The organism is Formosa sp. Hel3_A1_48 (assembly GCF_001735715.1).
Lineage (GTDB): Bacteria > Bacteroidota > Bacteroidia > Flavobacteriales > Flavobacteriaceae > UBA3537.
Map to the genome: position 1 here is coordinate 1209790 of NZ_CP017259.1, position 20703 is coordinate 1230492.

The 20703-nt window shown below is 37.8% G+C and carries 20 protein-coding genes and 1 tRNA gene; 15 read left to right on the top strand and 6 right to left on the bottom strand.

Annotated features, from left to right (window positions below; genetic code table 11):
- Positions 1–2 precede the first annotated feature (2 nt).
- The 3 genes from FORMA_RS05575 to FORMA_RS05585 all read left to right on the top strand — a co-directional run bounded on the left by FORMA_RS05575 (position 3) and on the right by FORMA_RS05585 (position 4435).
- The gene (locus FORMA_RS05575) at positions 3–1763 is read left to right on the top strand and encodes a BatD family protein (protein WP_069674726.1); all 1761 of its coding nucleotides are present in this window, start codon (positions 3–5) and stop codon (positions 1761–1763) included.
- Between the two features lies 1 nt (position 1764).
- Positions 1765–2511, top strand: a complete 747-nt coding sequence (locus FORMA_RS05580) for a tetratricopeptide repeat protein (RefSeq protein ID WP_069674727.1) — start codon at positions 1765–1767, stop codon at positions 2509–2511.
- A 79-nt stretch (positions 2512–2590) separates the two neighbouring features.
- On the top strand, positions 2591–4435 hold the full coding sequence (locus FORMA_RS05585; protein ID WP_069674728.1) for a SulP family inorganic anion transporter: 1845 nt from the start codon (positions 2591–2593) through the stop codon (positions 4433–4435).
- A gap of 1 nt (position 4436) precedes the next feature.
- Here FORMA_RS05585 and FORMA_RS05590 read toward each other — a convergent pair whose 3' ends face one another.
- Positions 4437–4964: a CvpA family protein gene (locus FORMA_RS05590; protein ID WP_069674729.1), complete on the bottom strand. Its 528-nt coding sequence runs from the start codon at positions 4962–4964 to the stop codon at positions 4437–4439.
- A 61-nt stretch (positions 4965–5025) separates the two neighbouring features.
- On the opposite strand from FORMA_RS05590, the gene FORMA_RS05595 reads away from it, so the two are divergent.
- Together FORMA_RS05595 and pheS are read left to right on the top strand one after the other, a co-directional pair.
- Complete coding sequence (locus FORMA_RS05595; protein WP_069674730.1) at positions 5026–5382, top strand: hypothetical protein; 357 nt, start codon at positions 5026–5028, stop codon at positions 5380–5382.
- A gap of 32 nt (positions 5383–5414) precedes the next feature.
- The gene (gene pheS / locus FORMA_RS05600; RefSeq protein WP_069674731.1) at positions 5415–6434 is read left to right on the top strand and encodes a phenylalanine--tRNA ligase subunit alpha; all 1020 of its coding nucleotides are present in this window, start codon (positions 5415–5417) and stop codon (positions 6432–6434) included.
- A 23-nt stretch (positions 6435–6457) separates the two neighbouring features.
- Here pheS and FORMA_RS05605 read toward each other — a convergent pair whose 3' ends face one another.
- On the bottom strand, positions 6458–7459 hold the full coding sequence (locus FORMA_RS05605) for an NAD(P)H-dependent glycerol-3-phosphate dehydrogenase (protein ID WP_069674732.1): 1002 nt from the start codon (positions 7457–7459) through the stop codon (positions 6458–6460).
- Between the two features lie 120 nt (positions 7460–7579).
- Between FORMA_RS05605 and FORMA_RS05610 the strand changes: the two genes are divergently transcribed.
- The gene (locus tag FORMA_RS05610) at positions 7580–8539 is read left to right on the top strand and encodes a hypothetical protein (protein ID WP_069674733.1); all 960 of its coding nucleotides are present in this window, start codon (positions 7580–7582) and stop codon (positions 8537–8539) included.
- Here FORMA_RS05610 and FORMA_RS05615 read toward each other — a convergent pair.
- Positions 8529–9290, bottom strand: coding sequence for a hypothetical protein (locus FORMA_RS05615; protein WP_069674734.1), 762 nt, complete (start codon positions 9288–9290; stop codon positions 8529–8531). The genes FORMA_RS05610 and FORMA_RS05615 overlap by 11 nt on opposite strands.
- A 116-nt stretch (positions 9291–9406) precedes the next feature.
- Here FORMA_RS05615 and FORMA_RS05620 point away from each other — a divergent pair, with 116 nt between their 5' ends.
- The 7 genes from FORMA_RS05620 (at position 9407) to FORMA_RS05650 (ending at position 16435) form a co-directional block, all read left to right on the top strand.
- Entirely contained in the window at positions 9407–10048 is a 642-nt protein-coding gene (locus FORMA_RS05620; protein WP_069674735.1) for a thymidine kinase, read from the top strand.
- An 8-nt stretch (positions 10049–10056) separates the two neighbouring features.
- Positions 10057–11157 carry an alanine racemase gene (gene alr, locus FORMA_RS05625; RefSeq protein WP_335583339.1) on the top strand — a complete coding sequence of 367 codons (1101 nt, stop codon included), beginning with the start codon at positions 10057–10059 and terminating at the stop codon, positions 11155–11157.
- 63 nt (positions 11158–11220) lie between these two features.
- Positions 11221–11613: a large conductance mechanosensitive channel protein MscL gene (gene mscL / locus FORMA_RS05630; protein ID WP_069674737.1), complete on the top strand. Its 393-nt coding sequence runs from the start codon at positions 11221–11223 to the stop codon at positions 11611–11613.
- Positions 11614–11723: 110 nt separating this feature from the next.
- Positions 11724–12722 carry an aspartate-semialdehyde dehydrogenase gene (locus tag FORMA_RS05635; RefSeq protein WP_069674738.1) on the top strand — a complete coding sequence of 333 codons (999 nt, stop codon included), beginning with the start codon at positions 11724–11726 and terminating at the stop codon, positions 12720–12722.
- Positions 12722–13639, top strand: coding sequence for an ABC transporter ATP-binding protein (locus FORMA_RS05640; RefSeq protein ID WP_069674739.1), 918 nt, complete (start codon positions 12722–12724; stop codon positions 13637–13639). The genes FORMA_RS05635 and FORMA_RS05640 overlap by 1 nt, the downstream gene beginning before the upstream one ends.
- A 79-nt stretch (positions 13640–13718) precedes the next feature.
- Positions 13719–15458, top strand: coding sequence for an aromatic amino acid hydroxylase (locus FORMA_RS05645; protein ID WP_069674740.1), 1740 nt, complete (start codon positions 13719–13721; stop codon positions 15456–15458).
- 62 nt (positions 15459–15520) lie between these two features.
- A complete protein-coding gene (locus FORMA_RS05650; RefSeq protein ID WP_069674741.1) occupies positions 15521–16435 on the top strand; it encodes an SPFH domain-containing protein in 915 nt (304 codons plus the stop codon).
- A 14-nt stretch (positions 16436–16449) separates the two neighbouring features.
- Here the strand turns inward: FORMA_RS05650 and FORMA_RS05655 are convergent, their stop codons facing one another.
- Entirely contained in the window at positions 16450–18480 is a 2031-nt protein-coding gene (locus FORMA_RS05655; RefSeq protein ID WP_069674742.1) for a glutamine--tRNA ligase/YqeY domain fusion protein, read from the bottom strand.
- Positions 18481–18583: 103 nt separating this feature from the next.
- Between FORMA_RS05655 and folB the strand changes: the two genes are divergently transcribed.
- The gene (folB, locus tag FORMA_RS05660) at positions 18584–18946 is read left to right on the top strand and encodes a dihydroneopterin aldolase (RefSeq protein WP_069674743.1); all 363 of its coding nucleotides are present in this window, start codon (positions 18584–18586) and stop codon (positions 18944–18946) included.
- On the opposite strand, the gene FORMA_RS05665 is transcribed toward folB, so the two are convergent.
- Positions 18943–19836 (bottom strand): diacylglycerol/lipid kinase family protein, encoded by an 894-nt coding sequence (locus FORMA_RS05665; protein WP_069674744.1) that lies wholly within the window; start codon positions 19834–19836, stop codon positions 18943–18945. The genes folB and FORMA_RS05665 overlap by 4 nt on opposite strands.
- A 90-nt stretch (positions 19837–19926) precedes the next feature.
- Between FORMA_RS05665 and FORMA_RS05670 the strand changes: the two genes are divergently transcribed.
- Positions 19927–19997, top strand: a tRNA-Cys gene (locus tag FORMA_RS05670).
- A gap of 36 nt (positions 19998–20033) precedes the next feature.
- Here FORMA_RS05670 and FORMA_RS05675 read toward each other — a convergent pair.
- Complete coding sequence (locus FORMA_RS05675; RefSeq protein ID WP_069674745.1) at positions 20034–20702, bottom strand: LysE family translocator; 669 nt, start codon at positions 20700–20702, stop codon at positions 20034–20036.
- Between the last annotated feature and the right edge of the window lies 1 nt (position 20703).

Genomic DNA, 20703 nt, shown 5'->3' on the forward strand with positions numbered 1-20703 from the left:
TTATGAAATTTAGAGTGCTTATTTTTTTGATGTTCCTTTCAAGTTTTAGCTATGCTCAAGTCGTTTTCGAAGCAAAAGCAAGCAAAACACAATTAGGAGTAAATGAGCGTTTGCGTGTAGACTTCACCATGAACGAAGATGGCGACAATTTCACACCGCCTAGCTTTGAAGGCTTCAAAGTCGTTGGCGGACCAAGTCAATCCATAAAAAACTATTCCATAAACGGTAAGCGTTCGTTTTCTAAGAGTTATAGCTATTTTTTGTCTCCAACAAAAAGAGGGGTGTTTACCATAGGGCAATCCAGTATTGAAATAAACGGAGAATCCTACAAAACCGCCCCAATGAAAATTACAGTCACAACAGCTGTAGATGTACCAAAAGACCCTAATGACCCAAACTATATTGCTTCAGAGAATATCCATTTGGTTGCAGAGGTTTCTACAACAAACCCGTACCTCAACGAGCCTGTAAGTGTTGTTTATAAACTATATGTAGCAGAAAATACTGGTGTGAGAAACTGGTCTGAACTAGACAGTCCTAGGTATAATGATTTTTGGAGCCAGAACATTGATGTTAAGGGTCAAAACGTACGAGAGGGAAAATATAAAGGAGAAGACTATCGCTACGCTGTTTTGAAAAAAACAGTGCTTTACCCTCAAAAAACAGGAAAATTAAATATTGAGCCGCTCACCTTAGACGTAAGTGTTGAGGTGCCCTCAAAGAGGCGAGATATTTTTGGGCGATTTATAACTACTACGGCTAATTTGACAGTAACAGCTGGAAAAAGAACTATCAATGTAAAACCTTTGCCTAGCGCTGGAAGACCAAAGGATTTTTCAGGGGCTGTTGGACGTTTTGACTTTAGTCTTTCTTCGAGCAAAAAGAAGTTAGAAGTCACAGAAGCGTTCAACTTAAAACTTAAGGTGTCTGGAAGTGGTAATCTCAAGTTATTCGAGCTCCCTAAGCCGAAACTTCCCAGTGCGCTTGAAGTTTACGAGCCCGAACATTCCGAAAAAGTTTCTACAAACCTCTCAGGGATGAAAGGCAGTATAACAGATACTTATACGATTGTACCCAATGATCAGGGGCGGTACCCAATCCCCGCGGTTAGCTTTTCTTATTTTGACCTCAAGTCTGAGGCTTATAAAACAATTAAATCAAATGAGTTAGTGGTTTCGGTTATAGGAAGTTCTGGAGTAACGCCAAATGGTGATTCAAACACAAAAGAAGTGCAAAAAACAAACGTTACCGCACTCTCAAAACAGTTTTTTTCCTTTAAATCTAACGCAGATTTAGAGCCTATTGCTCAAAACGCCTTCTACAATACAAAGCTGTTTTGGTGGTTGTTCTTAGGGCCATTGCTTTTAATTCCGTTACTGATCATTTTTACGCGCAAGCAAGAAAAAAGAGCAATGGATGTTGCTGGAAATAAAACAAGAAGAACGAATAAGCTTGCTCGTAAATATTTTGGGTCAGCGAAAAAAGCAATTGGTGAAAAAGAGGCGTTTTATGTGGCCTTGGAGCGCGCATTACATAATTATCTGAAATCTAGATTGAAAATTGAAACAAGTGAATTATCCAAGGAAAAAATTGCGCTTCTTTTAGAAAAAAGAGGGGTGGATCAATTGTATGTCCAATCGTTTTTAAATATTATCGAATCTTGCGAGCTAGCCAGATACACCCCATTACAGGCTTCTGACATGACCCGCGCTTATAAAAAATCAGTTGAGGTAATTAACACATTAGACAAACAACTAAAATAATATGAAAAAACTAATTGTTCTTTTTTGGCTGATTGGGCTTCTTGGTTTTTCACAAGAAAATCTATTGTTTGAACAAGCAAACACACTGTACAATAAAGGCGAGTATCAGGGCGCCATTTCCATATACAACAAGATTATAAGCAATGGCTTTCATTCTAGTGCCTTGTACTTTAACATGGCTAACTGCTACTATAAAGCAAATGAAATAGCGCCAAGTATATATTATTACGAAAAAGCTTTAAAATTAAGCCCCTATGATGAAGAGACACTTAACAACTACAGCTTTGCTAAGCAAATGACAATCGATAAATTTGATAATATACCTGAGGTTGAAGTGCTTAAGTTCTATGAGAAAATGGCGGGATTTTTTAATGTCTTTGGGTGGTCTATTTTTTGCATACTAACGATGTGGGTGTTCGTGTTGTTGTTTATTGCATATTATCGTTCTGAAACCACGAAAAGCAAAAGAGCATATTTTATTCTAAGTGTTTTCTCTGTTTTGAATCTTACTCTGGGGCTTGCTTTACTCAATAAAAAACTAAATCTAGACAACAAGCGTTTTGCTGTCGTTTTCTCGCAAGAGGTTGCCTCAAAATCCGAGCCTAATCTAAAAAGTGAAACAGTTTTTATTCTTCACGAGGGCGCGAAAATTCAAATTCTTGAATCGTACAAAAAAGAATGGACAAAAATTAAGCTTATTGATGGCAAAAGCGGATGGTTGCCCAACCAAGTCTTTAAAGAGTTATAATTAACGTATCTTTAAAACAATTGATGTTTTTGTTTGATTTTAATAAATAATTTATATTTTTATTAAAAAATCAACAAAAATGAAAGGCTTTTTTTCAAATATCAAAGGCGATGCTTTTGGTGGTATTACTGCCGGAGTCGTAGCACTTCCTTTAGCGCTTGCATTTGGGGTTTCCTCTGGCTTAGGACCTAGCGCTGGACTCTATGGCGCAATATTTATCAGTTTTTTTGCAGCCCTTTTTGGAGGAACTAATACCCAAATTTCTGGACCTACAGCGCCAATGACTGCAGTAAGTATGGTTGTAATTGCCAGCATCGTGGTTGCAAGCGATGGTGATGTGAACAAAGCATTACCTTCTATACTGATGGTTTTTTTCCTAGCAGGCCTAATTCAAGTTGGTCTAGGGCTTGTTGGAGTGGGAAAATATATTAAATACATTCCCTATCCTGTTGTTTCTGGGTTTATGACAGCAATAGGAGTGATCATTCTTTTAACTCAAATTCTACCATCTTTAGGTTATAGTCCTAAAGAAGACATGGAATATGTGAACCAGTTTAAGCCTCAAGCGGAAGAAATCATACTAGAAAACATATTGAAAGAAGAGGCGGGAGAAGGCTTGCTTGTTTTGGAAGATTTCAAAGAAACTATCAGGCGAGCTGGCAATATTACTGAGGCAGATATCCTACGAGAGTCTAAAACTCTTGCGGCAAAATACGCTTCGGGTACAATTGGTGCAGTAAAAGTAATGCCTCGGGCGCTTCGCAACATAAACTGGCTAGAGCTGCTTCTTTCGCTTGGCACAATTATAATCATCTTTGGTTTTAGAAAGATATCAAAAGCAGTCCCTAGCACACTTGTTGCACTTATAGCGATGTCTGGAATTGCTATTGGCTTTGGACTGGAATACAAGCCGATCGAACAAATCCCTGAGGGACTTCCTGTGCCTAAATTAGAGATGTTTTCTCATTTCAATCTTGGCAGTATTAGCCCCTATATATTCTCGGCACTCACATTGGCGCTTTTGGGAGCTATAGACTCTTTACTAACAAGTATAGTGGCCGACAACATGACAAAAACCAAACACAAACCAAATAAAGAACTTGTTGGTCAGGGCATCGGTAATAGTATCGCCGCAATTTTTGGTGGAATTCCAGGTGCGGGTGCAACCATCCGAACTGTAGTTAACATCAATGCTGGAGGAAAGACTAGATTGTCTGGAATGATTGCTGGTGTTTTGCTGTTGTTTATTCTTCTTGCATTAGGACCAATTGCGTCAAAAATTCCTGCGGCTGTATTATCTGGAATTCTTATAACTGTTGGTATAGGGGTTATGGATTATAAGGGGCTTAAGGCTATACCTATATTGCCAAAAGATATTTTCCTTGGGCCTGTTAAACTAAGCTCTGAGGTACTGATTATGATAATTGTTTTACTATTATCAACTTTTTGGGATTTAATTTTCGCGGTTGGAATTGGGCTTCTTATTTCTTGTTTGATGTTCATGAAGCTTATTGGTGACCTTACCGCAGAAAGATCAGAAGTTGGGCCGCTTAAAGAGGAAGCTTGGCCTGATGAAATTGATTTTCCAAAAAATTTAAAGGATAAGGTGTTTATTAAACATATTAAAGGGCCTCTTTTCTTTGGTTCGACCTCGGAATTTGAACAGCTTTACAAACAAATTCCAGAAGGCGCTAAAACGGTAGTGATTCGGCTTAGCAGAATGCAATATATGGACCAAACGGGTTTATATGTTATGGAAGACACCCTTCAAGACCTAAGGGTTAGGGGGGTAGATGTAATTTTTGTAGGTCTATTGAAACAGCCTAGGTATATGATGGAGCGAATTGATATTATACCAGATTTTATTCCTGAAGAGCGTATTTTTAAATCTTTCAAAACGTACTTAATGTCGCTTTCTAAATGATCTATTCTTGCTCAGAAGTGCTAAAATCAGGAACGCCAAAGGCTTGGTCGTCTCCAGCAAAACGGGGTAAGATTAACGGAGCCAAAACACCCACTGGCTCGTAAAATATAGAGGTTTTAAGCTCTTCGTCAGAAACCATCTTTAAGCTTGGGTTTACGCGCTTAAAAACAAGCAAGACAATAGATAAAATTAGCGCCACTTTGAGGCCTCCAAAAAGAGCACCCAGAAACTTGTTTATAACACCAAGCGCAGCAAAATCAGCAAGCTTTGTCAAGGCTTTACCCGCCAAGGATACCGCAAAAACGATTATTACAAAAGTAATAACAAAGGAACTTACGCTCATTGTGTGTTCAGACCAATCTACATAGCTTGATAAAAATTCTGAAGCATAGTTGCTAAAATGAACAGCGCCATACACGCCCAACATTAGAGCCAAAAGAGAAGCAACTTCTACAAAAAGACCCTTAAAAAACCCTTTAATAATACCATATATAATAAGGGCGCCTAGAACAATGTCAATTACAGACATAAAATAATGTGGGTTAAAATTTCTTTAATTAAAATTAGACTCTAAATTTACAAAATAAATTATGGCAAGAGACGAAGAATTAAAAAAACGCTGGGATACCCTTATAAAGAAACTCTCTTTACGCTTCGCTGATGGTGCGCCCCTAGACCTCGACGGTATAATATATCTTATTGGTGTACAAGAATTGGGGCAGTTGCATAGGCGTTTCAAAAAAGATGAAAAACTAAACCTCATGCATATTGCTATATGCCGCCTACTGACTCCGTACGGTTACTATGCGCTAGATTACGTAGACGAGGAAGGGTGGCCTCATTATCAAATAAAAGAAGAATTGCCTAATCTGAAAGCTGGAGAACAAAGCATCTTAATGAAAGAGGCGATTGTAAACTATTTTCTCGAACAGAAGTTTATTGACTAAGATTTCTTAAATTTGGCTTTTATTTTCAAACCATGATTGACCGCATTCAAAAATTAATCGAAGAAGCCGATAGCTTTACAACAAATTCTCTTGCTGATTTAGAGGCTTTTCGTGTCAAGTATTTAGGTAAAAAAGGGTTCTTGAATGGATTGTTTGCTGATTTTAAATCAGTCCCAAATGATCAAAAAAAAGCATACGGTCAAGCTATAAATACATTAAAATCTACGGCTCTTGAAAAGGTAAGCACATTAAAGGCTGAACTAGAGGCAAATACAACAAAAACGTCTGCTGTTGGAGATTTAACACGGCCTGGTGATCCGATTAATATCGGAGGAAGGCATCCTATTTCCTTGGTTAAGAATCAAATAATAGATATTTTCTCGCGTATAGGATTTAATGTCAGTGAGGGGCCAGAAATAGAGGATGATTGGCACAACTTTACTGCACTCAATCTTCCGGAGCATCATCCGGCAAGAGATATGCAAGACACGTTCTTTATACAAACTGACCCAGATATTTTATTGCGCACACACACAAGCTCTGTTCAAGTGCGCTATATGGAGAACAATGCCCCGCCAATTAGAACGATTTCGCCTGGCCGTGTGTATAGAAACGAGGCTATTTCTGCTCGCTCACATTGCTTCTTCCACCAAGTCGAAGGACTATACATTGATAAAAATGTAAGTTTTGCCGACTTAAAGCAAACTCTACAATACTTTACAAAAGAGCTGTTCGGAAAGTCTAAAATCCGATTAAGACCCTCATACTTTCCATTTACAGAGCCAAGTGCTGAAGTTGATGTCTACTGGGGTTTAGAGACTGAAACAGACTATAAAATGACAAAAGGTACTGGTTGGCTAGAAATAATGGGGTGTGGAATGGTTGATCCAAATGTATTGAAAAATTGCGGAATAGACCCAAAAGAATATTCGGGTTTTGCCTTTGGCATGGGCATCGATCGAATTGCGCTTTTATTGCACCAAATTAATGATATTCGTTTGTTAAGTGAAAATGATGTGCGTTTCTTAGAACAATTTAAAAGCTCCTTTTAAACATCCTTTAAAGCCGATCCTTATTAATCGAATTTTTCAGCCAGCTCTCTGAGTGCTTCTTTAGGGTTTTTTTCTTTATAAAGCACATCATAGACCATTTTAATAATCGGTGTTCTGGCCGAATTTTCATGCGCTTGATTTATTAAATATGCGCTTTTTGTGGCATAATAGCCTTCGGCAATCATATTCATTTCCATTTGGGCTGATTTCACTGTATATCCTTTTCCAATCATGTTACCAAACATCCTGTTTCGTGAAAAAGTTGAATACCCTGTAACCAAAAGATCACCCAAATAAACCGTTTCATTTATTTTTCGCTTCATTTTGTACACTTTTTTAATAAAGCGTTTCATTTCACGAATTGCATTACTCATTAGTACACTTTGAAAATTGTCTCCATAACCAAAGCCGTGCGCCATCCCAGCAGCAATGGCGTAAATGTTTTTCAGCATAGCTGCATATTCGGCTCCAATAACATCGTCATGGGTTTTTGTTTGAATATAATGACTAGAGAGTTGGCTAGCTATAGCTGTAGCTGTAGTGGTGTTCGTACAGGCTACCGTCAAATACGAAAGGCGCTCGAGGGCAACTTCCTCCGCATGGCATGGGCCCGCCAAGACCGCAATTTGGTCAAATGGGACTGCTCTGTGTTGGTGGAAATGCTCACCAACGAGCAAGCCTGTCTCTGGAATAATGCCCTTAACAGCAGAGAGAATAATTTTAGTTGAAATGTCTATGTTAAGTTTCTTTAATTGCGCATACACAAAAGCTGAGGGAATGGCAAACACAAGAACGTCGGCCGATGCGGCAACCTCATTTATATCTGAACTGAGTCTTAATTGATCTGTATTGAAAGATACAGAGCTTAAATAAGAAGGGTTGTGTTGTTCTTTTTGAATGTAATCAATTGTTTGTTGCTTACGAACATACCAATTAATTGATGCTGTTTTCTCACATAGCATTTTTACAATCGCTGTTGCCCAACTCCCATTTCCAAAAACCGCATATTTCAACTCCGTCGTCATTTGTTATGATTTTGCTAGCAAAAATACTAAAAAATTAATGCTTATAAAGCACTAAGGGTGAAGCTGATGTGCTTTTGGCATGCCTTTTGAAACTATAAATATAAGTTAAACTCATTCTTAATGAAAACACTAAATTCTCTTTTTGTATACGCTATATCTTTTTTGTTTTTAACCTCTTGTGGCCATGATGAAATACACCCCGCTGATGTGAATAATAGTGTTACGCTAGAACAACTTCTTGGAAGTTATGATCTTTGGTATGTGGATCTCGAAAGTACATTGGGCGATGGGCAAACCGTTTTTGTTGAAATGGCATTTACGCTCTCTTTTTTAAATGGAAGCATATATGCTAACAATAATCTAGTGGGGTTTGGTGAGCGTGGTAATGGGTTTGGGACATATGTTGGGATGTATGATGCTAATGGAATCGTTTTGGACGTTAACCACGCTTTGGATGGACATCAGCGCTTTGAAGTATACCAAGTAAGCATCTCCTCCATAGAGCTTTATAGCCCAATCAATGATACTTCCTACTTCTTAAGAGGTTTTCAGCGCAGTACATTTGACTATGATGCCATATTTTTTGAGAATATTGATTATTTCTTGCAAGAGTATCGGGCCTGGGATAACAGCCTAACTACTGCTGAGGGTGCTGAAACAGCATTTGATGACGAAAACTATCTCTTTTTTTACAGCGAAGGGGGTCAGGCTCTTTTTAAAAGTTCTATTGATGAAAACATCGCAAACCCTGACCAAATCCAATGGGACTATACAGGGGCATATTCAGTAGAGGACATTATTGGAGGCGGTACAAAAAGGTTAACCCTGAAATATGCTTTTAACGGTTCCGATTATTTTGAACTTTCCGTAATTGACGACGAAACTATCAAGCTTTATCACCCAATTTCAGAAAAAACATACGTATATAGTGGCCGTAACTATATTGCGTTTATGAGAACTATACAGAGCGATAAACAAGGGGTTAAAAACCAAAAATTACGTCCACAAAAAACAAAGAGACAAGAAAACAAAAGGTCTCAACATAGGGCTTCGGAATTATTGTATTTTATCAACTCTTGAACCTGTTCTCGATAGTGTCTAAAAAACGTGTTTCGTACTCTTCCTTGCCAGTCCAGTTGTTATAATCTGGTTTAATAATGTTTTCGATAAAATCGGAAATCTCTTCAAATGAATCCATAGTGCTTAGTTGAGAGATAACTCGATCGTAATCTTCATTGTTGTTTTCAAAAAGGTGGTTAACAAAAGCTAGGCGGTCATTTAGTCCAATTTGAAAACCTGTCGGCTTGAGCTTTTCATTCAATGATGTGGGTGACTCGTTTTGCTTTTGAGGTTCTTCTTGTTCATCAACAGCGGCAAAAATAGGAAGTTGATTGTAGCTTGGCGATAAAGTAGATAAGTCTTGTTCTACAGGGGTTGATGTTGGCTGCTCGTTTATTTCATCAACTAAATCATCTACCGCCGCTGTTTCTTGAGGCATTTGGGCCACAATATCTTTTATTTTTTCTATCGCTGGCTCCATAAGTGCTTCATCTTGTTCATGATCTATATTAACATAAACTTGTTCATCTACCTCAATAGAATCTGTGACTTTATTATTAAATGCCTCCTCTAAAGCGTCAAAAAAAGATGCGCTTGTGGCAACATTATCAGGAATTTCTCCGTTGAACTGAGATTCTAAAAAATTTAAAACAACAATTTTTTGGTAGAGCAAAGCTATTTCTTTCTGCATCTTTGGTAGGTCTTCCTTACCGGTCAGCTTCAAGATTCGGTGGGCTATGCTTATAAGTTCTGATTCGAGTTTCTTTTTCATTATAAAATAAAATTAATACGGTTGAATAAGTTTTAGAGTTATGCTTTTATTTTTAGTAAATTTACGTCGCGGTTATTACAAGCATTCAAAAAAATTGATTGCGTTAAAATTACAAAATGTTTCTTGAAAATACAGTAAACCCTAAAGAACAATTTGGATGGATTGAAGTCATCTGTGGATCCATGTTTTCTGGAAAAACAGAAGAGTTGATTCGTCGCCTAAAACGTGCTCAATTTGCCAAACAAAAAGTTGAAATATTTAAACCGGCAATAGATGTCCGCTACGACGACGAACGTGTTATTTCTCACGACGCTAACGAAATTCGATCGACGCCCGTGCCCGCTGCTTCCAATATCCCTCTTCTTGCTGACGGCTGCGATGTTGTGGGTATAGACGAAGCTCAATTTTTTGATGACGAAATAGTGAGCGTCTGTAATGTGCTGGCCAACAAAGGGATTCGTGTAATTGTTGCGGGATTAGATATGGACTTTAAAGGCAACCCATTCGGTCCTATGCCGAATCTCATGGCTACAGCCGAATATGTCACTAAAGTGCACGCTGTTTGCACAAGAACAGGAAACTTGGCCCAGTATAGCTTCCGCAAATTAAATGACGATAAGCTTGTGCTCTTAGGTGAAGTAAACGAATATGAGCCCCTTAGTCGTAGCGCGTTTTACAAAGCTATGACTGAGGAAAAGATAAAAGGTATTAAAGTTGTAGACCCTGAAAATATAGCGGATAATAAGACCGAAAATTAATACTTGTGGTGGGCGAAACAACATTAGAAATAAACCTTGCTGCGCTAAAAAACAACTTTAGCCTTCTACGAGAAAAAACAAACAATAACACCATGATGCTCGCTGTTGTTAAGGCGTTTGCCTATGGCAGTGACGCCGTACAAATAGCGCAGCAACTTGTGGCTTTAGGGGTGGATTATTTTGCCGTTGCCTACGTAAGTGAAGGTGTTGCACTAAGAAAGGCGGGGATACAAACGCCAATTCTAGTGCTTCATCCTCAGCCAATCAACTTTAATATGATCCTTGCTCATAATCTTGAGCCTAGTTTGTATAGCTTTAAAACACTGGTAGAGTTCGCAGAGATTGCAGAGGCCAATCGCCAAAAAAATGTCCCTGTACACATCAAGTTTAATACAGGATTAAATCGTTTAGGATTTCAAGAACCTGAGCTAATTAAAGTAACAGACGTTATAAAGACTTATGATTCCATTAGGGTGCAGTCTGTGTTTTCTCACCTAGCCGCAAGTGAAGACCTAAAAGAGACCGCCTTTACACAGGCTCAAATTACACGCTTTAAATCCATTACTAAACAATTTCAAAACCTATGCGGTTATCCTTTTATCAAGCATCTTTGTAATACTTCAGGAGTAGTGAATTTTCCAGAGGCTCAGTTTGATATGGTGCGCTGTGGGATAGGTCTGTACGGGTACGATAATATGCAAAAAGACAAAAGTAGATTTATACCTGTTGCTACGCTTAAAACTGTAATTTCTCAACTACATACAGTTAATAAAGAAGAAACTGTTGGCTATAACAGAGCATTTAAAGCAACTCAAGACCTTAGAATTGCTACCTTGCCTATAGGGCACGCCGATGGAATTGGTAGACAATATGGGAACGGAGTGGGGGCGGTTTACTTGAGCGGCCAAAAAGCTCCTATTGTTGGAAATGTATGTATGGATATGATTATGGTGGATGTTACAAACATTGAGTGTAAAGAAGGGGATGAGGTTGTTTTATTTGATCAAGAAAATACTGCTGAGGATTTTTCTAAAGCTGGAAATACAATACCGTATGAACTCCTAACGGCAGTTTCTCAACGCGTAAAACGCGTCTTCGTAACAGAATAATTTGGTTTTCTCCCTAGATTTAGATAAGTTAGTAACAATTATTTAACCCCAAATCTAAAACCTATGTTCAAAGAATTCAAAGAATTTGCAATGAAAGGCAGTCTAGTGGATATCGCTGTTGCCTTTGTTATGGGTGCGGCATTCAAAGATGTTGTCACCAGCTTTACAGGCGGAATTATTTCTCCGTTAGTTGGTCTTATTTTTAACGCAAACCTTAAAGACCTAAAGTACGTTATTCAAGAGGGCGTTATAAACAATAATGGTGTTGTTGAAGGTGAGTCCGCTATACTATGGGGGAACTTTATTACCTATCTTATTGATTTTATCATCGTTGCTTTTGTCATGTTCTTAATCATTAAAGGAATAAACGCTTTAAAACGGAAAGAGGAGGATGTTTCCACTGGCCCCTCTGACAACGATCTTTTGTCTGAAATTAGAGATTTGTTAAAAAAATAGTTGGTTTTTTAAAGAATGAATGCATGACCGCCTTTTTTTATATGTAAAATTTAAAGAAAAGTCAGTGCTTATTTAGTAATTTTATGGCCTAATTTTTTAAGGGTTATAAAATGAAAATAGCAGTCGTAGGCGCAACGGGTATGGTCGGAACCATAATGATGAAGTTATTGGAAGAGCGAAACTTTCCTGTTACAGAACTTATCCCTGTAGCATCTGAGCGCAGTGTTGGGAAATCTGTTTTATTTAAAGGTAATGAATACAAGATCGTTGGTTTGGAAACCGCCGTTGAGCTTAAACCAGACATTGCTATTTTTTCGGCAGGTGGTGATACTTCATTGGCGTGGGCGCCAAAATTTGCAGAGGTTGATTGTGTAGTGATTGACAACTCTTCGGCGTGGCGTATGGATCCTACCAAAAAGCTTGTTGTTCCGGAAATAAACGCAAATGTCATTACGGGTGAAGATAAAATAATTGCAAACCCAAACTGCTCTACGATTCAGTTAGTTATGGCTTTGGCGCCACTGCACGAACGTTATAAAATGAAGCGCGTTATTGTCTCTACTTATCAATCTGTTTCGGGGACTGGTGTGAAGGCCGTGCGGCAAATGGAAAATGAAATCCATGGAAAAAGTGAAGAAATGGCCTACCCGTATCAAATTTTTAAAAATGCGCTTCCACACTGTGATGTTTTCCTAGAAAATGGATACACAAAAGAAGAGATGAAACTGGCAAATGAGCCACAAAAGATATTGGGTGACGATTCTTTTGCCATCACTGCAACTGCTGTTAGAATACCTACTGCAGGTGGACATTCTGAATCAGTAAATGTTCAATTTGAAGAAGATTTCAAGCTTAATGATGTGCGCAGTATTCTTAATGAAATGCCAGGTGTGACTGTACAAGACAACCCTGAAACCAATACCTACCCTATGCCTATACTGGCGCACAATAAGGACGATGTTTTTGTGGGGAGAATTCGACGAGACGAGAGCCAAGCCAATACATTAAATATGTGGATTGTTGCTGATAATTTGAGAAAGGGAGCAGCAACCAACGCGATTCAAATTGCTGAATATATGGTAGAGCATGTATTTAGCTCAGCCTCATAATGCTTTCGGTTAAAAACATTTCTTTTAGCTACTCAAAAAGTCAAATACTTTCCGGAATTTCCCTTTCTGTAAAACGGGGAGATTATCTTGCAATTGTTGGCGAAAGTGGATCAGGGAAAAGTACGCTTTTAAAACTAATTTACGGAGAGTATGACCTAGATGAGGGCAAAATTTTGTGGAACGGTTCAGCTGTTTTAGGGCCAAAAGACAAGCTCGTTGTGGGGCATGGATTCATGAAATATGTTGCACAAGAGTTCGATCTAATGCCTTTCACAACAGTAAGTGAAAACATAGGAACCCACCTCTCCAATTTCTATCCAAAGGAAAAAGAAAAACGCATCAAAGAATTGCTAAAAGTCGTTGAGTTAGAAGAATTTAGCTCTACTAAAGTAAAGCTGCTCAGTGGTGGGCAAAAACAACGCGTGGCCTTAGCTAAAGCTATCGCTAAACAACCTGAAGTTCTTTTATTGGACGAACCGTTCAGTCATATTGATAACTTTAAAAAACAATCATTACGAAAGAGTTTGTTTCAGTTCTTAAAAACCAAACAAATTACTTGTATTGTTGCAACTCACGACAAAAATGACGTATTGGCCTTTGCTGACCATATGGCCGTTTTGAATAACGGAAAAATAATTCTTAAAGGCCCGCCTAAAAAACTCTATAAAGACCCACAATATGATTTGGTTGCTGCTTTTTTCTCTGACTATTGCATCCTTAACGATGTTATTTATTACGCAAATCAAATTGAAGTTTCAGGCCAAGGGTCAATTAAAGCACATATAAAACATAATTATTTTAAAGGAACACACTATATGATTGAAGCGGAAACGGAAGGCCAAATCATTTACTTCAATCATCCTTTTCCGCTTGACATTAATCAGAGCGTGCTTTTAACAACAAAAGAAAGTCTCTAAAATTTCACTAAATTAGTGGCAGTCTCAAGTTCAACTTTCACGTTAAAACGTCTTGTTTTTGTGTTTAAATTAAATAATTATGGCACCTATTGCTGCTTATTCCGAAGAAGTTATTGAAAGGCTTCCAGCTCATTTAAAACAATTTATCGCACCACAGAATTATGAGGAGTATACGCCAGTTAACCAAGCAGTATGGCGATATGTTATGAGAAAAAACATCTCTTACCTAAAAGATGTTGCGCACCAATCTTATATTGGTGGACTTAAAAAAACGGGGGTTCTCGTCGAGTCAATTCCAAACATCTACGGAATGAATCGTATCCTTAAAGATATTGGTTGGGCGGCTGTAGCTGTCGATGGTTTTATTCCGCCCAATGCCTTTATGGAGTTTCAAGCTAATAAGGTACTTGTTATTGCTTCTGATATAAGACAGCTCGAACATATCGAGTATACGCCAGCACCCGATATTATTCATGAGGCATCAGGTCATGCGCCAATCATTGCAAATCCTGATTATGCAGAATTTTTAAGGCGTCTTGGTGAAATTGGTGCAAAAGCTATTCTTTCTAAATACGATATTGATCTGTATGAAGCGGTGCGTAAACTCTCTATTCTAAAAGAAGCGCCCGGAGTAAAACAAAAAGATATTGATGCCGCGGAACTAGAGGTTAACGTCCTTCAAAACCAACACGAAGAGTACTCGGAAATGGCACAAATAAGAAATATGCAGTGGTGGAGTGTTGAATACGGCTTAATAGGAGAAATGAATAATCCTAAAATATATGGCGCTGGCTTGTTGTCCTCAATCGGGGAAAGCGAATGGTGTATGCGTGATGATGTTGAAAAAATTCCTTACTCAGTTGATGTGGCTCAGGTGGGTTTTGATATCACAAAACCCCAACCTCAACTTTTTGTAACACCAAATTTTGCATACTTAATGGAAGTGCTTGAAGAGCTTGCTAATACACTAAGCGTAAGAAAAGGAGGGTATAAAGGCCTACAGAAGCTTATTGATTCAAAAGCAATAGGTACAATTGAGCTGAGTACAGGGTTGCAGGTTTCCGGAGTATTTACCCAAATGATCATGAACGACGATAGAGAGGTTATCTACTTTAAAACTGATGGCCCTACAGCTCTGGCGTACAGAGATAAAGAACTTATTGGTCATGGAATTAAAGCACACAAAGATGGATACAGCTCTCCGTTGGGTATGCTGAAAAGCGTCAACCTTCCGATTGAAAACATGACTCCAGTAGACCTAAAGGCATATAATTTATACGACGGCCAGCGCTTAGCTTTTGAATTTGAAAGCGGTATAACGGTCGAAGGTTTAAACATTACAGGTATAAGAAATGTAAAAGGTAAAATCATGCTTATACAGCTCAAGGATTGTACAGTACGCTATGGCAAAGAGGTTCTTTTTAAACCTGAATTTGGGGTCTTTGACATGGCTATTGGAAATAACATTGTTTCTGCGTTTGCGGGTGCGGCAGACAGCAGCTCTTTTCCAAACCTATATGCGGTGTCAAAGACCAAAACAATTAAAACTAAGAAAAAGCCCAAAAATATAGCCCTTGAACAGCTCTACCAAAGTGTTCGGTCTTATAGAACAACTAAGCGTTTCTCATCAAGCGATTTGGAAAAAGTTTTTGAAACACTAGTTAAAAATCACAAAAACGACTGGTTACTTCAAATTGAACTTTTGGAACTTACGGAAGATAGTAGCTTAATTCTCAAGATCAAAAAACACTTAGCTGAAATCATTCAAAACAAACCTGAATTAAGTAGGTTAATAGAATCAGGTATTAGATTGATTTAATTTTTATTTTGCAAGTCATTTTTAGTACCTTTATCAATAATCATCTTTAAACCTTATTTATTATGAATTTACTACTGTATGTTTTTATTTTATTTGGCGCGCTTATTCTCTTTGCGGCATTTTTTGTTGTGAAACAACAAACCGCAGCGATTGTAGAACGTTTTGGTAAGTTCCAAAGTATTCGTCACTCTGGGCTTCAACTAAAAATTCCTTTGATTGATCGTATTTCCGGACGATTAAGCCTAAAAATTCAACAGCTGGATGTTATTGTAGAAACAAAAACATTGGATGATGTTTTTGTACGTCTAAAAATCTCTGTTCAATACAAAGTTATTCGCGACAAAGTATATGAGGCATTTTACAAATTAGATTACCCACACGATCAGATTACATCCTATGTTTTTGACGTCGTACGTGCCGAGGTACCAAAAATGAAACTAGATGACGTCTTTGTTAAAAAAGATGACATTGCTATCGCCGTCAAGACTGAGCTTAATGATGCGATGATGGTTTTTGGGTATGATATCATCAAAACGCTTGTTACAGACATCGATCCAGACGCGCAAGTGAAAGAAGCGATGAACAGAATTAATGCATCAGAACGTGAAAAAATTGCTGCTCAGTTTGAGGGTGATGCAGCACGGATTTTGATTGTAGAAAAAGCCAAGGCGGAGGCGGAAAGCAAGCGCCTTCAAGGACAGGGTATCGCAGACCAGCGCCGAGAGATCGCGCGGGGGTTAGAGGAATCTGTAGAAGTGCTGAATAAAGTGGGAATCAATTCACAAGAAGCTTCTGCACTTATTGTGGTAACACAACACTATGACACGCTTCAATCAATAGGAGGCGAAACAAATAGTAATTTAATTTTATTACCAAACTCTCCGCAAGCGGGAAGTAATATGTTAAACGATATGGTTGCGAGTTTTACCGCTAGCAATCAAATTGGAGAGGCTATGAAAAAGAAAAACGGAGAATAAAGGCTGTTTTAGTCTTATATAAGGACCGCCTCAGCAGCGAGTAAATCATTACTATCTGTTGAGGCTTTTTCTATGAATTCATCTATAGCGGAATTGCGTTTCTGACCATTATCTAATAGAACTTTAAGCGCAATCATTACTGCGATACGAGTCCCTGTTTTTTTTACTGCTGTGCCAAAAAGAGGGGCTAACTCGTCGTAAGCTATTCCTTCAGAAAGCGCTTGAATTTCTGTTTTAACTTTTGCTTGTTTTTGTTCCGGTAAATTGGTGTATTTTTTTCCTAGTTGTTTTATAAGGTCAATTGCCTTCCGTTTCTGTTTTGGTTTAATTGGTTGAACAGCTTTGGGGGTTGATTTAGTTTTTTGCTTCGCCCAATTGTCTCTAAGTCCAACCGTTTTATTAAAAACAATCTTATTTTCATTAGAATCCTGATCTACACAAAAATACCCCATACGCTGAAACTGGAACTTATCCCCAGCTTTAGGATTAGAAATGTTTGGTTCTATAAAAGCAGTTGTTTTGGTGAGTGAGGTTGGATTAAGAAAAGTCATGAAATCCTCTTCTTGACTATCTGGTGCCTCATGTGAAAACAAGCGGTCATAAGCCCTTATTTCGGCCTCTACAGCATGTTGGCAAGACACCCAGTGCAGTGTGCCTTTTACTTTTCTAAGGCTTTCTTCTGTGCCGCTTCCGCTTAAGCTCTTTGGGTCGTAAGCACAGCGTATTTCTGTTATTTCCCCAGCTTTATTTTTAGTAACTGATTCTGCCTTTATTATATAAGCGTTTTTTAAGCGTACTTCTTTTCCTAATGTTAAACGAAAATATTTGCTGTTTGCCTCTTGTTTAAAATCTTCTCTTTCTATGTAAAGTGTATTAGAAAAAGGGACTTTTCTACTTCCAGTTCCCTCATCCTCTGGATTATTTTCTGCGTCTAAATATTCTGTTTTCTGCTCTGGATAATTTGTTATTATTAATTTTACAGGGTTTAGAACAGCCATAATTCTCGGAGCTGTTTTGTTTAAATCCTCACGAACACAAAACTCAAGAAGGGAAACATCAATGACATTATCCCTCTTAGCAACCCCAATCGTGTCTATGAATTTTTTTATTGAATTTGGTGTATACCCTCTTCGCCGAAGACCAGAAATTGTAGGCATTCTCGGGTCATCCCAGCCCGAAACAACTCCGTTTTGAACAAGCTTAAGAAGTTTTCTTTTGCTCATTACTGTATAACTTAGATTTAATCGTGCAAACTCTCGTTGTTTTGGTAATAAAGCGTATTGGTCTTTGCTGTAAGTGTATACAGAATCTTTAAACCAATTATACAGTTCCCTGTGTGGTTTGAATTCCAAAGAACAAAGCGAGTGCGAAATTTGCTCAATGTAATCACTTTCCCCATGGGTCCAATCATACATTGGATATATACACCAGTCTGATCCTGTTCTGTGGTGGTCTGCGTGTAATATGCGGTACATTATGGGATCGCGCATTAGCATGTTTGGATGTTTCATATCTATTTTGGCTCTAAGGACGTGGGTGCCCTCTTCAAAATCACCGTTGCGCATTTTGTGAAATAAAGCTAAATTTTCCTCTGATGTTCTGTCGCGGTAAGGTCCGTCAACGCCTGGCTGTGTTGGGGTACCTTTCTGGTCGGCCATTTCTCCACTAGACTGTGAGTCAACATAGGCTTTACCGTCATTAATCATTAAAACAGCCCAATCAAAAAGTTGTTTAAAGTAATCTGAGGAATAGCACTCCTTATCCCAAGAATAGCCCAACCACGCAATATCTTCTTTTATCGCATCTACATAAGCTTGCTCCTCTTTTGTGGGGTTGGTGTCATCAAATCTTAAGTTAACCGGTGCAGAATACTTTTGCCCTAATCCAAAGCTAATACCAATAGCTTTAGTGTGTCCAATATGAAGATAGCCGTTCGGTTCTGGTGGGAAGCGGAAACGCAAATGAGCAGAACTTAATCCGTTTTTTAAATCATCTTCTACTATTTGCTGTAAAAAATTAAGCGGTTTTGTGTTATCTATCGCCATGGTTTCTTTTTTGTGCGCTATTGCAAAGCAAAATTAATCAATTAAAAAGATTGTGAATATATCTTTAGAAGAAATGTTACTTTTGTCAAAACAAATAATTAAAATGGGAATAATAAAGGTTGAAAATATAAGAGTTTATGCGCATCACGGGTGCTTGAAAGAAGAAACGGTTATTGGAAGCAACTACCGGGTGGATGTGGCGGTTAGCGCAAATCTTGATAAGTCTTCAAAAACCGATGATTTGAAAGACACTGTAGATTACGTCACTTTAAATTCAATTGTTGTGGATGAGATGGGTGTTCCCTGTAAACTTTTAGAAACAGTGGCTCAACGGATTATTGCTCGTTTTCTTAATGAGTGTGCCGAAGTCGATTGGGCTTCTGTGTCCGTGTCAAAACTAAACCCCCCGATTGGTGGAGATGTTGAAAAGGTTACTGTAATGTTGGAGGAAAAAAGGTCTTATTAGCCTGGCACAATAACGCTTAACGCAGTTTTCTTAAGTGATATTCTTAACACATTAGAGTTAACAACAATAGACTCACCGTCTAATTGAGTCAAAAATTCTTCATTTTTTTTGTTAGTAATTAAAATATCCTCTGCTTGAAGATATTGCGCCTTTTCAAATCTTCTTTTCTTAAAAAACACAATTTGATTGGCAAATAAAATCTTTTGAAAAAGCGAAAGGTGTTCAGTAAAAACAAGATCTAATTTACCGTCTTGTAGTGAGGCGTCTGGCGTAAAAGAAACATTGTATCCCATTTCATTTGAGTTAGAGATAAATAAAACAAGGGGGGTTATAGTTGTTTTGTAACCGTCAATTACTAAATCTAAGGTCATGTTTAAGGGTTCACTTAGAAGACCTTTCAAAACCGCACGAAAATAAGACATAAACTGTCGTTTTTTTGAGTCCGTATAGTGATTAATCACTCGGGCACCAACACCTATGCTCATGTTGCTAAAAAAATAATGTTGATTTACTGTTCCGACATCAATATTTATGGCTTTTTCATTTTTAATAACCTCTAAAGCCCTTATCAACTCGTTCGGTATGCCCAAGTGGGATGCTAAACCATTTCCTGATCCAAATTTTATAATCCCCAACTTTACCTTTGTGCTTATAAGTTGTGATGCAACTTGATTTATGGTTCCGTCCCCGCCACACGCAACAATTACATTGGCGCCCTCCTGTATTGACAACTTTGTTAGTTGACAAACGTCCCCAGGTTTTTGAGAAATTTTTAACCTAAAATCATAATTTTTAGTGTTTAAAACAGAACGAATAAATTTAATATTTAGGTTATTTTGACCACTACCTGAAACTGGATTTAAAATAAAATGAACACTTCTTTTCGGCATCTTATGTTTGTTATATCGGGCTAGATTTAAGCATTAATATTTATTTCTCTTGTGTGTGCTGTTTTTTTGCGTAAATTTGCAGTCCTTTTTGGCGTCTTGGCCGAGTGGCTAGGCAGAGGTCTGCAAAACCTTTTACAGCGGTTCGAATCCGCTAGACGCCTCAGAACTATAAACCACAACTTTGTTGTGGTTTTTTTCTATCTAATATCTTCAATTATTTGAGTGGGGTTTAGTTTGTCCTTAGGTAAAAACCCTTTTGTGATTAGAGTTATACCACATATTAACAGCAAAACACCTAAGGCTTTCTTTATGTTTAAAATTATTAAAGGGGTTAAATAAGCTTTGAGGCGTTTAGCTAATAAAATTTTAACGACATCTGTTAGAAAATATGAAATAATTAGAGTGCCAAAAAAAAGTAAAAACCTGCTCGGATTTGCATCTAGATTTGGTCCAACAACTATAATAATTCCTAACCAAAACACTAAAACACCAACGTTTATAAAATTAAGCAAAAAACCCTTTACAAACAATTGCAAATAATTACTTTTTAGTGGCGCATGATGGTTTGTGTCTAGTGTATCTCCCTTTGCTTTTTTGGAAAATACAATAACCCCATACAGGGAAAGAAGTGTTCCTCCAAAAATATACAGACCGGGTTGATTACTTAGATTTTCCAGAAGTTGATAACTACTAAAATAAGCTAAGAAAATAAAAATAATATCTGCTAAAACAACACCAAGATTGAAAGAAATAGCTGCCCTGAATCCCTTTACAACACTCGTCTCTAAAAGAACAAAAAAAACTGGTCCTATCATAAAAGATAAGAAAAAACCTAAAGGTATGGCTGCTTGAATATCTTCTAACACT